Below are 12,054 nucleotides of genomic sequence, written 5' to 3' on the forward strand. Positions count from 1 at the left end.
CAGCGCTTGCACTCGCTCCTGTATGGACTGTAACATGATCCTTCAACCCGATTATCAAGTGACGCTATCAAATGAATACAGGATCAGGGAAGCTAAAACCGGGTGAGTTGTAAAGAGGAAATAACACAAATCTCTTCAAACGGCTAAACTGTTACAAAAAATTCAAGAATCTGTCAATTAGAGATCAGTTACTGTTCATTTCAGCAGATGATAATTATTCCCCTAATTTTTTCCCTATAAAGTGTGCTTATTCAGCGAGTGTTGATTTAATAGAATCTTTGCCTCGTGATTCGTTGCATTCTTTAGCAATAAAATTTAAAGGTAAATATCGAGGGCCATGGGGGAATTTTAAGAAAAAATTACTTTCTGTTTATAAACCAAATTTTAATAACCCAAGGTGGGACATTTGAATGAATTTCACGGAGTAGGTCGCGCTGTATCGACCCACCGGGAATTCTATAAAGTTTGAACTGGTGGGTCAAAAATGACCCACCCTACACCTCTACCCGGCTACTTGGCTCACATTATCTTATTTCACCGCCGCCAATATCGCCGCGACGATGAAGGCAATGACTCCGCTGAGGATCACGACGATAATCGCCCCCTTCGCATAGCGTTGCGGAAGCGCATTCTGGCGGTACTGGTGGAAGGTCGCCACCGCTCCGCCCAAAACGACGAAGGCCAACAAGTCCCACGCGGCTTGCTCAAAGATGAAACTGCGAATCATCACATCAATCAACATCCCAAAGGACATGAAAATATAGGCCCATTTATAGCCTGCGTTTTCGACGGCATGTGTTCGTTCGTCGTGCATGACGGTTGGTTGTTCGTTCATGGTTTGTCTCCTTCGATAAAGAAGAGTTCGTCGACAGGCTTGTCGAGTTGTTTGGCGAGTTGAAAGGCCAACAAAGCCGAAGGGCAATACAACCCGGTTTCGATGGCGCTGATGGTCTGGCGGGTCACATAAACCATTGCGGCAAGCTTTTCCTGAGACAGGTTGTGCTCCGCCCGCGCGACTTTTAAACGATTGCCGAGTTTTATCTGTGTCATATTGGGCTCTCATCCCTTCAAATCATAATGTAACCCATACTTGTCTTTATGTCAAGCAAACTTGTCGTTGTGTATGGTTTTCTTGGCGATAAAAGTATGAGACACCAGAGAAGTGGGGTATAAAAGCCTCGTAGGGTGGGTTCTTAACCCACCGGGAATTGTTTGAAAGGGTGGGTCAAAAATGACCTACCCTGCAAGACTGAAGCGAGCAGAGTTGCACCTATACCAATGCCATGAATTCCATTTTTTTGAAGGGGTTTTATCAAAACACCTTCTTCGTCTCGTCGTTACCGCCACCATTCGCGGGTGGGGTTGAGTACGATGTCGAGCCAGTTGGCTTTGATGAGGCAAATCACGGTGATGGTCGTCAGTGCGATCCAGGCGGTGCGGCGGATGTTCCAGCCTCGGCGTTCAGCGATGCGTTGCGCCGCCAGCCACCACAAACTCGTACACACAAAAAACAAACTCGGCCAGATGATCGAAAAATTGCGCGTCCAAAAGGTCGCCTGTTTTGACATCAGCGCCAAAAACGCCAAGCATGAAATGAGCGTCCAGCCAATGACGACGATGCGCGTTTTTTGCTCGTCATCTTTTAAATATCCAGAAGCCGCTAAGTAGACCGCTGCAAGGACGGACAACAAAACGCCTGTCCAGGCAATCTGGTCGGCGACGCAGCGCACCACGATGTAGCCCATTTGCAGGCCCGGCTCGAAGGTGTTGTAGTCGCCATGTCCGACCTGCATGTGCCAGATGGAATGCACCAGGTCGCGGGCGAAGGTTTTAAAATCAACCATCCAATAGGGCGTAGTCAGGGTAAACGCCCAGAGTAACAAAGCAAAACTGACCACCGCGCCGACGCAGAACCATTCGACGCGCGCCGATTCGCCCTCGGTCTTGCGAAGCGCGTACCAGCCGTAGCCCCAGGCGATCAGCAGTACTACGCCTGCGTTATATTTGAACCCGACCGCCAGGCCGCACAAAAAACCCAGCGCCGCCATTTGCCCCAGCCATGAAATGACCTTGCGCGGCGGCGACTGTGTCGCAAACCAGGCGACGGCGGCGATGACCAAGAGAAAAAAGAAGCCGCAGGGCGTGTTGACCGCTGCGTAGGTCGATTCTAAGCGGCTTGCGGATGAGAACGCCATGAAGAACGACGCCGCCAGCGCGGGCGCCAGCAAATTGAGCCGATAACCCAGATACGCAAGCAGCAGAATTTGCAGCGGAACCATCCACATCAGGTAATAACGTACTTTATATTTGAAGGCTTCGAATACTTCCGGTTGCGGCGTGCGGTAGCGGTATTCTTGAATGGGGTTGGGCATTTCTTTTTGTAACAACACCAGCGGCGTATTGCCTGTGGTGTGGTCTGGATCGCCGACCTCGCGGCTAATGGAAGCCAGCGCCAGCATTTCCGCGCCCAGGGTCAGATAGATGCCGCCGGATGGGTAGTGGTAAAACTTGGGGCTGAAGTCACCGGTATAGATCATGTTGAGCGAACGCCCGATGGTATGCACTTCGTCTACGTGTCCATCGCCCAACCGGGGTATCCGCAATGCAACCGCGATGATAATGGCGGCAAGAAACAGCAGCGGCCAACGTAAGCCCCACACAATTGATCGCAATCGTTCTACGACATTCATACTTCACCCCATGAAAAAATCAGTCTCAAAGCGTTTTATGGATTCTCCGGGATCGGCGGCGTCTCCACCTCGATCAATGTTTCAAAAAATTGATAGGTCTCGCCGTCCTTGAAAATTAAATCCTGCGACCAGGAACCGTGCCCGCGTTTCAGCGGCACCATGCGCACTTCCGCTTGTCCTGCACGTACGTTTTTCTGCGTAATCGGCGTCACGCCCAGTTCGAGGCCGCGTAAAAACGCTTTCGATTGCACCGGCTTCGATTCATAGGATACGGTAACATAGCCCCGGTGCTCAAGCAAACTGGAGTTGCGAATAATCACCGGCATGGAGATGCACAAGTGCGCGGCGATTGTAAGCGAGACGACGATTTGAAAGGTTCGCCGGGAAGCGAAGTTCCACAAGGCGAACAGCGCAAATACATTCAACGGGATCGACATACTGGCGAAGAGGTCCCAATCGCGCGAACGCAATTGCGGATAAAACATAATGCTCCAAACCATCGTCCAAACGCAGAGATGGGCGAGGTAGGCCATCCACGGGTCGCGTTGAATACGTTTATAAGCAAAGACCAACGCAGTAATAAAAACCGGCAGCCCCAACGGCGCCAGCCAGAGATGAAACATTGATTTGTCATACAAATGGTCGATGGAGAAAAAGGTATAAAGATAGGCGCCGTGGTCGTAAGGATCGCCGAGGGGCGCGATGTGTTCCAGCAATGGTTCATCTTTGAGCCACAGCGAAGCGCGTAGAGTGAACAAAACCAACCAGGGCAGATAGACCGTCATCCACGGTTTGAGCCTTGCTTGCCAATCGGCGGGCGCGGCGTATAGGTACAATGGTACAGCGATGAATGCGACGGCAAAAAAGTAGAGCGGCTGGCGGTGTAGCATGGCTGTTATCAAATAGAGAACCAGAAACGCGCCGATGAACCCCCAGTCGCTGCGTTTGACGGCGCCCTTATTTCTCAGCGCAGGCAGCAACAACAGCGCGGGGAAATAAAACACGCCGCTCGAATGAAACCCGGCGGACAACGCCATCGCAGCGCTGGCCCACAAGGGCGAATCGCCCCGGTTCACGCAGCGCCAGGCGAAATAAACGCTCAGCATCAAGGTTGCGCACATCCACGGGTAAAACTCGATGTGTCCGCAAAAGACTTGCAGAATGAGCGACGTCGATGGAAACAAGACGACGAACCACCATTCGCTGCGGGTCTTGGCGCATTGGTTCGCCAGCCAGACCAGCGCCCCGAAAAACAACAGCCCCGCCGCGCAAGACGACAAGGCGATGATGTCTTCCACCCACCAATTTAAAACCGGGTGCAGCGCCGAAAACATCGCGCGGTATAACAGATAAGATAAAAACGAACGGGTCAACGTATTGGGAAACGCCGTCTCGCCGATGGTCTGCTTACAACAAAACTCGCCGTCGCCGATGTCGAGGTTCCATGAACGCAGCGACCACAATACGCAGAACAAAACGGCGAAGCCGAAGCCCGCCATTATGCGGTATATCCAGGGGTTGGGCTGAGAATTTTTCATCTACTCTGTTGAATTATTTTAATGTGAGCCCGAGATCGCGTCGCTTCGCTCGCGATAACGCTCGTGCTCAAATGGCGCTCAGGCTTCGATAGAAACATCTCCCCCAAGATGGGGGAGACACAGAGAGGGTTGAAAGTCTTGCAATACGTTAATGCTTATCAAGCAACCCCCACCTTTAAATCCTCCCCCAAACTTGAGGGAAGGGAGCGGAATCAGTTACATTGCAATTCTCCCGCCGCCTGCGGGGCTTCACCTCTTAAAAAGAAGGACAATTTAGTTTACTGCTTTTTCGTATGTGTCATTGGGGTGTATTATGACAAAACCCCACCGCTTTTTGAGGGTGCGGAGGCGGAAAAAAAACTCTGGCGCCCCAGGCTGCATGGAATTTTGAAAAGCGGAACCAAATTGTGTAGTATGTTAAAAGTAGTTTAAAATACCTTTTTAGTTAACGGCGCCTTGCGATGAAACGTAGAGATAAGATATGCACCTAAACTCTCGAATGTTCTTTTCTCAGATTCAGTGGTTCGCTTTGACGGCGTTGGTCGTCTGGTTGGCTGCGTGCGCGGGCGAAAACACGGGACGCTTACAAGGCGTCGTCCAACTGCAAGGTCTGATTGACGCCGAAGGCGTAGAGATCGTCCTGCCGGGGACGCAGTTCCGCGCGGTGTCCGATAGCGACGGCGTGTTTCTCATCGCAGGCGTTCCGCCCGGTTCCTATACGCTTCTCGCCCGCAATGACGGCTTCGACGATCACCGCCAGGAAATCGAGATTCAGCCTGGGCGTTTGCTTCAAATTGAAACCTTTGAACTCGCTGTAATAAAAAAGCCCGCTGGTTCGATCAGCGGGTTTGTTCGCGCCGAAGGCCGGACGACGCACGAAAATATCGCCGTATTATTGGTCGGCAGCGCAATCAGCGCCTTTACTAATACGACAGGCTTCTTTCGCCTGACCGACGTGCCGCCGGGTGAATATCTGCTGATGGCCTTCAAAGAGGGCTGGGCGCCCAGTTCGCGTGAAAAAGTGGTGGTGCGCGATGGGCAGGATGAGCCAATCGAAGAAATTCTGCTGACTCAATCTCCGTTGATGGCCATGGCCCACCCACAAGCGCCCGTGTTAGGCGAGCGGGTGTTGCGCGGCGCAGTGTTTTTAGAAGGCAAACTAGAGCACGACGGTATCCGCGTCTATCTGAGTGAAGCGCCTGAACACGCCGCCATCACATCGGCGACCGGGGCGTTTGAGATAGCCGGGCTTGATGACCGCAGATACACGCTCATCTTTTCTTATCCAGGGTTTATCGACAAACAGTTGCCCAGCGTTCAGCCTGCGCTGCCTGGTTCAATTGGCGGGGTGGGTTACATCACCCTCGAAGCCGAGTTCAACCCCGAACGCATGGGAATCTTACAAGGACGCGTCTATCTAGAAGACCAAGACGTCCACGCGAATACCATGGTTCGGCTGATTGGCGTCTCTCAATCGGTCGTGACCGGCGAAGATGGTCGCTATATGTTCATCGCGATTCCCGAAGGCGAATACACGCTCTCGGCGGAACATCCCGGTTATGCAACCGCTGAGATGGAGAACATCCGGGTTGCGCCCGAGCAGATTTTGCAAGCGCCTGATATCACGCTTAGCGCGACGTTTGCTGCGCAATCAGAAGAAACCGGCGAGATCCGCGGTATTGGGCTGCTTCAGGGAGAATTCGACCACGGCGGGATTTCGGTCGCTGTGGAAGGGACCGGGTTTAGCTCGGTGACCAGTTTTGACGGCGAATATGTTTTGCCCGACGTTCCGTACGGCGCCTATACCCTCATCTTCTCCAAGGGCGGTTTTAAGAACATCTATTACGAGGGCGCGTCGGTTCTCGCGGGCCAGACGACTGTGTTGGAGCCGGTGGTTTTGTTCCCCGATGTTGACCCGCCTTTTGTGGTTGAAACCTTTCCCCGCACAGGGACGCGCCGCGTACCCGTCATTGACGCGGTTGACGCGTTGGTGCGTTTTAGCGAACGCATGGCGGGCGATACCGTCAAGCGTTCAGTACGAATTGACCCTCCAATTGATTTCGAGGCGTATTTCGACCGTGAGAGCGAATATTCCGATCTCGATGTGTTGCATTTGCGCCTCCCTCAGAATGCGCCCAATCCAGTGCAATTTAAAACGCGCTATGTCGTCACCATCATCCCCGAAGCGCGTACGCCCAAGGGCGTACCGATAGCGCAGCCCTATCAGTTTGATTTCACTACCGACGGGCCGTTGATTGTGCGTACCGTGCCTGAAACTGGCTCTAGAGGCATGTTTGTCTCGAGCAACACGCCGCTGATGATCTTTACCAACGCGCCGGTTGATCCAGTTACCTTTGAGCGGTCGCTGCGGGTCCGTCCCAAGCCTGACTCAGAGCCGCTGTTTGAGTATTACCCCTTCGGCGCCGGAACGCGGGTGCAGGTGAAATTGTTGATGCGGACGGATGCGCGCTACCGCGTCCAGATCGAAAACAGCCTACGCACCCAAGCGGGCGAGCGCTTTAGCAATACGCCCTATCTGTTTAATTTTTCTACGGTTGAGATCGGTTCCAGCCAGCGTCGCGGCGGGTACATCCAGCGGGTGCGATAGAGGGCGTCATGTAAGGATTGCATGTATCTGGCTCTTTTCCTATAATACGTGTTCGCGTGAGCGGCGCGGATTGCGCCGTTAAACCCCATTCCCACTATAGAAGGGTGTGTGATAGTTCGTGGTAGAAGTTGAAGTCCGTGAAGACGAGGACATTCAGACAGCGCTAAAGCGGTTCAAGCGGAAGTGTATCAAAGAAGCCATCCCGCAAGATATCCGCAAAAATGCGTACTATGAAAAACCCAGCGTCAAAAAGCGCAAGAAACACCTCAAAGCGGTCAAGCGTCAGAAGAAAAACCGCTTAAAGGCGCGTCACTAAGACGACAGTCAGCAAGACCCGGCTTTATTTATCATACGCAGCACCAATCTCACGCGATTGTGGAACCCAATGTTCCAACCCCATCGGGGAGGCCCTCCAGCCTCCCCGATTTTGTGTTTACGAGTGACCAATTTGACTCTCTTTTAAGGGCGGCGGCGCTTGAAGCGCGAGGGGGAATCATACTTACATCAACGGCTGTCCGCTTCGCGGTTTTGGCTTGTTACCTTGTCTGGCTGGTCCCCCAGGTGATTCAAAAATCAATATCCTCGAGGTAAACGCCCCCCTTGAAAAAAGGGGAGGGGTTTTTTATGCATTCAATTTCTATTTCAATTCAATTGTCGCCATCACGGGCAAGTGGTCAGAAGGGTAAAACCCACGGAACATTTCATCGACCACAACATGGTTGACGGGTTGCAAGGCCTGGCTGTTTTCTTTGAGAATAAAGATGTAATCAATCGGGCTGCCTTGCCCCACTTCTTTCCAATTGGTGAATGTTGCGTGCGGGCCAACGGGCGGTTTCCCCGTGTAATAGCGCGCATCATAAAACAGTTCGACCAGCGTCTTGTATGCGTTTGAATCTTCGCGGCTGTTGAAGTCGCCCGTTAAAATCGACGGAGCGCCGTCAGACAACTGGACGCCCATCCTGGCGATGAGTTTGGCGCTTTCATCACGGGCCTGGCGCCCACGGTGGTCAAAGTGAGTGTTAAACATCATGAAGGTTTTCTTTGACTTTTTGTCGGTAAACTTGCCCCAGGTGCAGATGCGGGTGAGCGAGGTGTCCCACGACATGCTGCCGGGAACATCCGGCGTCTCCGAAAGCCAAAACGTGCCGGAACCATTGAGCGTAAAGCGGTCTTTGCGATAGAAAATGCAGGTATATTCGCCTTTTGCCTTGCCGTCGTCGCGGCCTACGCCGAACCAGGCGTGATCGGGCAGACGTTCTGTTAGATCGTCGATCTGGGTTTTTAACGCTTCCTGCAGGCCGATGAGGTCGGCGCGGTTGATGATCGAAGCGACCTCGCCTTTGCGGTCGGGCCAGGGGTTGGGGTCGTCGCGGTTATCGTAGCGAATATTAAAGGTCATCACGTTGATTTCGTCTTGCGCGTAACCCGGCGTACAAACAAACAAAGCGATAGCGAGAGCAATGAGTAAAGATCGCATGTGAATTCTCCCAATAGAAAAAGATATTTCTGGCAAGACTATATCATGGATGTTAGGCGAGCGAGAGGAGAAAGCGTTGGGTTGCGCCCAAAAGAAAAAGCACAACAATCGGGCTGAAATCAATGCCCCCTTGCGCGAGAAACGGGAAGGCGTTGCGAGCGGCGTCTAACAGCGGGTCGCAAAACTGGCTGAGAAACCGCGCGATCGGATTGTAGGGGCTGACCTGCATCCAGGTCATGATAATCCGAACGATAATCATGATTTGATAAATCTGAATCAGGTTCGCCAAAAGAACGGACAGACCGGTCATAGAGCGTCTCCTCAATGAATTTTCTATTGACGCAAACGAATTGCTTTGGTCGAGCGTAACGCCGAATGTCTTATTTTTCAAAGGGTTGCGGGCAAACACCCAAATCGGGTCAAGTATCGCCTCTATAATTACTTGGTTGCTTATTTGACGGATTTGTGGTAAACATAGTAATAGAAACGTACTGGAATGAGCCTACGCGGCGTCTGTTTCTGTATGGTTCAAGATTCGTAGGACGCGCAGCGCATAGGCAAGGGGAGGATTCCCATGTGGAAGAAATTTGACCTCACCACGACAGAAGAACAAAACAGCGACGTCTCGATGCAGATCGTGAACGTGAAGGGGTATTTGGATTCCAGCACGTTTCAAGACCTGCAGGACCATTTACATAAACTGATCGACGATGGCAAAAGCCGCGTTGTGGTTGAATTCGGCGAACTGAATTACATCAGCAGCGCCGGGCTTGGCGTGTTAATGGGGATGCTGCAAGAAGCGCGTGAAAACGGCGGCGACCTGAAACTGGCCAATATGTCAACCAAAGTTAGAAATTTATTTGATATGTTAGGGTTTTCGCGTTTGATTCGTATTTATGAAGACGTAGACTCCGCCAAACAAGCGTTTGTAGACGACGCCAACGCTGGCGGCAAGGCCGAAACCACACCAATGGAAGACAACTACTGATTTGGCCGGGCCTCTCCGGCGTTGAGATTGACGCCAACCGTTGCGTTGGTTGGGAGGAGGTGGGAGAGATGTCGAACCGCTCCGGTGCACCGACCGACCTGGCTCTGGAAATTAACGCGAATTCGCGTTGGCTTCACCTTGTCCGTGAATTTGTCAATCTATTTGCTCAGAACCTTAATCTTTCCCAAGAAGACGCCTTGCAGCTCGAAATGTGCGTCGATGAAGCCTGCGCCAATTCCATCAACGCCGTCGAAAAAATGCACGCAGACCCGGAAAAATGCAAAGTGCGCATCGAAGTGCTCATCGCCAACGGCAGCATTCACATTACGGTGGTCGATTGCGGCGCCGACTTTAGCGACCCCTTCCACCGCGCCTTACCGATGACCGGCCTCACCGACCGCACCCGCAAGCGCGGCTATGGCCTGCAAATCATCAAAACGCTGATGGACGAAGTGCAATACGAACGCGACGCCAAGGCGTTTAACCGGCTCCACTTGATTAAATTTTTGTAATCCGCATTCTGCTTTTGTGAACAACAATCCTCCAAACAAAATGCGCGTGTTCATCATCGGCCTCGGCGGCGGCAGCGGCGGCGGAAAAACCACGCTTGCGCAACAGTGGATCAAGCGTTGCTCAACGCCAGTGCTTCTCCTTTCGCAAGACCGCTATTACCGCGACCAGAGCGCCCTCTCTTTGGATGAACGCCGCGAAATCAATTTCGACCATCCCGATGCGCTTGAAAACGAATTGCTCGTACAACAATTGGGCGCATTGAAACAAGGCCGTGAAATCAAAACGCCCGTTTATGATTTTGCCCTCCACACACGCGCCGGGCATGAGACCTTATCGCCCGCCGCATTGATCCTTCTCGAAGGCACGTTGATCTACGCTTTGCCGGATATCCAACCGCTGATCGACTATCGCATTTACGTCGACTGCCCGGCTGACCTACGTCTATTACGGCGCTTGCGGCGCGACATCGCCGAGCGAGACCGCACTTTTGAATTTTGCGCTCAACAATGGGAGCAAACCGTCAAACCCATGCACGAACAATTCATCGAGCCGCATAAAGCAGGCGCCGATCTGCTGCTGAATGGCGAAGACGCAATCCATGAAAATGTGAAAAGAATTCACGCAGCGGTTCAATCGTTGTCGAGCGCATCTTGAGAAAATAGGGCTTCGCGGGGTATAGTCATAAGCAATAATGTAAATGAATTCTACAAGGCGTATTGCTTACGGCAATGAAGCGAACGCGTTGCCGATGAAATGGAACCATCATGGTTGAAAAAAGTCTTGATCTAAAACTCGCGGAAATTCACGCCAACCCAAACAGCAAGGCGTTTATTATCGCCGACGCCAAAGACGCCGATATGGCCTTCGGCATCAGCAGCCCCGGCTCTCATTCGCCTGAATATCATCACGGCGAGTTGCGCTACCGCACCATTCAAGAATATCGCGACATCATGCGCCAGGTGGTGCATCAAGGCTTAGTCGATATCATGCTGATGTCGGCCAGTTCGAATGAAGTGCTGGCGATTCAAGAGAGGCTCTTCGACGCGTCGCACATCACTCCCGCCGCCCGCGCCAACGACACCAGCGAGATCCACCTGTTGCGCGGTTCATGCTATAACTCGATGGCGTCGCGCCCGTTTCGCAGCGCCACCATTGACCACATGCAATGCGGCAAACACGAATGCGCGCCCGAAGAACGCAATCAGGGCTGCAACCTGGGGCTGTATTCGATCACGCTCAATAACGATCTCGAACGCGATCTGGCGATCCTCACCGCTTACAAGAATTTTCGCATCGAAGCCGAAGCCAAAGGCTTTCGTCATTTTCTCGAAGTCTTCGATCCCAATTTGCCCAATGCGGTTGATCCCGAAAAACTGCCGGGCTTCATCAATGACGCTATCGCGCGAACCTTGGCGGGCGTCACCAAAAGCGGACTACCTATCTTTTTGAAGGTGGTCTATCACGGCCCCAAAGCGATGGAAGAACTGGTCGCGTATAATTCCGACCTGGTGATCGGCATCATGGGCGGCTCGTCGGGTACCACCCACGACGCGTTCAAGTTGATCGCCGATGCGCAGAAATACGGCGGACGGGTGGCGCTGTATGGACGCAAGATCAACAACAGCGAACACCAATTGTCGTTTATCAAATTTTTGCGATTGATCGTTGACGGCGAGATCGAACCCGCCGAAGCGGTCGCCGCTTATCACGGCGTGTTACAGGGCTTAAACATTAAACCCGAGCGCAGCCTGCAAGACGACATCCAACTCACCGCGCAGGTCTTCAGTTACGGTGGAAAGACTCCAAGCGTGACCGTCCCCGCCGAGGCGCCAGCGACGCCGAAAGCCGTCGCGCAAAAACCGAGCGGCCTGCCGCCGGTATCGAAGGAAGAACTCGCGCCCGTTCGCAAGAACGCCAAACCGTGGGATAGCATGTCCGCGCAGGAAAAAATCGAGCACAATCAAAAAGAGCGCGACCGCATCTTTGGGTAAATAAACGAGGCGCAGCATGTTACTGCGCCCCGATGATTGTCTTTTAACATAGTGGACTCGCGAAGCAGCCCATCGCGATAAATTGATGGCTTTGCATGGTGGGCTAAACTGCTTTGCAGTTTGAGCCCACCCTTGTATCTTTCTTGTAAGTTGAATAGAAAAAGACGAAGCCTCGGGATGAGAGTACACCCACGAGGCTTTGTGAACGGCAGATCGTCCCACCCTGGGTCCGTCTCAACGACCGCACGG

Annotated in this window: 12 protein-coding genes; 6 read left to right on the forward strand and 6 right to left on the reverse strand. The window is 52.6% G+C overall.

Annotated elements, in window-relative coordinates; genetic code table 11:
• Positions 1-529: 529 nt before the first annotated feature.
• The 4 genes from P9L94_11440 to P9L94_11455 form a co-directional block, all read right to left on the reverse strand.
• On the reverse strand, positions 530-835 hold the full coding sequence (locus P9L94_11440; protein MDP8244687.1) for a DUF6442 family protein: 306 nt from the start codon (positions 833-835) through the stop codon (positions 530-532).
• A complete protein-coding gene (locus P9L94_11445; protein ID MDP8244688.1) occupies positions 832-1,050 on the reverse strand; it encodes a helix-turn-helix transcriptional regulator in 219 nt (72 codons plus the stop codon). The genes P9L94_11440 and P9L94_11445 overlap by 4 nt, the downstream gene beginning before the upstream one ends.
• 287 nt (positions 1,051-1,337) lie before the next feature.
• On the reverse strand, positions 1,338-2,690 hold the full coding sequence (locus P9L94_11450) for a hypothetical protein (protein MDP8244689.1): 1,353 nt from the start codon (positions 2,688-2,690) through the stop codon (positions 1,338-1,340).
• Between the two features lie 35 nt (positions 2,691-2,725).
• Positions 2,726-4,228, reverse strand: coding sequence for a hypothetical protein (locus P9L94_11455; protein ID MDP8244690.1), 1,503 nt, complete (start codon positions 4,226-4,228; stop codon positions 2,726-2,728).
• 481 nt (positions 4,229-4,709) lie between these two features.
• Between P9L94_11455 and P9L94_11460 the strand changes: the two genes are divergently transcribed.
• Complete coding sequence (locus P9L94_11460; protein MDP8244691.1) at positions 4,710-6,836, forward strand: carboxypeptidase regulatory-like domain-containing protein; 2,127 nt, start codon at positions 4,710-4,712, stop codon at positions 6,834-6,836.
• 118 nt (positions 6,837-6,954) lie between these two features.
• Entirely contained in the window at positions 6,955-7,152 is a 198-nt protein-coding gene (gene rpsU / locus P9L94_11465) for a 30S ribosomal protein S21 (protein MDP8244692.1), read from the forward strand.
• A gap of 321 nt (positions 7,153-7,473) precedes the next feature.
• Here the strand turns inward: rpsU and P9L94_11470 are convergent, their stop codons facing one another.
• Entirely contained in the window at positions 7,474-8,313 is an 840-nt protein-coding gene (locus tag P9L94_11470; GenBank protein MDP8244693.1) for an endonuclease/exonuclease/phosphatase family protein, read from the reverse strand.
• Positions 8,314-8,365: 52 nt separating this feature from the next.
• Positions 8,366-8,623 (reverse strand): YggT family protein, encoded by a 258-nt coding sequence (locus tag P9L94_11475; GenBank protein MDP8244694.1) that lies wholly within the window; start codon positions 8,621-8,623, stop codon positions 8,366-8,368.
• 264 nt (positions 8,624-8,887) lie between these two features.
• Between P9L94_11475 and P9L94_11480 the strand changes: the two genes are divergently transcribed.
• From P9L94_11480 to P9L94_11495, 4 genes are all read left to right on the forward strand, one after another.
• Entirely contained in the window at positions 8,888-9,301 is a 414-nt protein-coding gene (locus P9L94_11480) for an STAS domain-containing protein (GenBank protein MDP8244695.1), read from the forward strand.
• 68 nt (positions 9,302-9,369) lie between these two features.
• Positions 9,370-9,813: an ATP-binding protein gene (locus P9L94_11485; GenBank protein MDP8244696.1), complete on the forward strand. Its 444-nt coding sequence runs from the start codon at positions 9,370-9,372 to the stop codon at positions 9,811-9,813.
• A gap of 40 nt (positions 9,814-9,853) precedes the next feature.
• Complete coding sequence (gene udk, locus P9L94_11490) at positions 9,854-10,468, forward strand: uridine kinase (GenBank protein ID MDP8244697.1); 615 nt, start codon at positions 9,854-9,856, stop codon at positions 10,466-10,468.
• 110 nt (positions 10,469-10,578) lie between these two features.
• On the forward strand, positions 10,579-11,805 hold the full coding sequence (locus P9L94_11495) for a hypothetical protein (GenBank protein MDP8244698.1): 1,227 nt from the start codon (positions 10,579-10,581) through the stop codon (positions 11,803-11,805).
• Positions 11,806-12,054 lie beyond the last annotated feature (249 nt).

The sequence above is a fragment of the Candidatus Hinthialibacter antarcticus genome, from assembly GCA_030765645.1.
GTDB lineage: Bacteria > Hinthialibacterota > Hinthialibacteria > Hinthialibacterales > Hinthialibacteraceae > Hinthialibacter > Hinthialibacter antarcticus.

Excerpts from the sequence above, each read along its gene's own strand:
- P9L94_11460 (MDP8244691.1), top strand. The coding sequence starts at position 4,710 with ATGCACCTAAACTCTCGAATGTTCTTTTCTCAGATTCAGTGGTTCGCT.
- P9L94_11445 (MDP8244688.1), bottom strand. The coding sequence starts at position 1,050 with ATGACACAGATAAAACTCGGCAATCGTTTAAAAGTCGCGCGGGCGGAG.
- udk (MDP8244697.1), top strand. The coding sequence starts at position 9,854 with ATGCGCGTGTTCATCATCGGCCTCGGCGGCGGCAGCGGCGGCGGAAAA.
- P9L94_11480 (MDP8244695.1), top strand. The coding sequence starts at position 8,888 with ATGTGGAAGAAATTTGACCTCACCACGACAGAAGAACAAAACAGCGAC.
- P9L94_11475 (MDP8244694.1), bottom strand. The coding sequence starts at position 8,623 with ATGACCGGTCTGTCCGTTCTTTTGGCGAACCTGATTCAGATTTATCAA.
- P9L94_11450 (MDP8244689.1), bottom strand. The coding sequence starts at position 2,690 with ATGAATGTCGTAGAACGATTGCGATCAATTGTGTGGGGCTTACGTTGG.
- P9L94_11470 (MDP8244693.1), bottom strand. The coding sequence starts at position 8,313 with ATGCGATCTTTACTCATTGCTCTCGCTATCGCTTTGTTTGTTTGTACG.
- P9L94_11440 (MDP8244687.1), bottom strand. The coding sequence starts at position 835 with ATGAACGAACAACCAACCGTCATGCACGACGAACGAACACATGCCGTC.
- P9L94_11485 (MDP8244696.1), top strand. The coding sequence starts at position 9,370 with ATGTCGAACCGCTCCGGTGCACCGACCGACCTGGCTCTGGAAATTAAC.
- P9L94_11495 (MDP8244698.1), top strand. The coding sequence starts at position 10,579 with ATGGTTGAAAAAAGTCTTGATCTAAAACTCGCGGAAATTCACGCCAAC.
- P9L94_11455 (MDP8244690.1), bottom strand. The coding sequence starts at position 4,228 with ATGAAAAATTCTCAGCCCAACCCCTGGATATACCGCATAATGGCGGGC.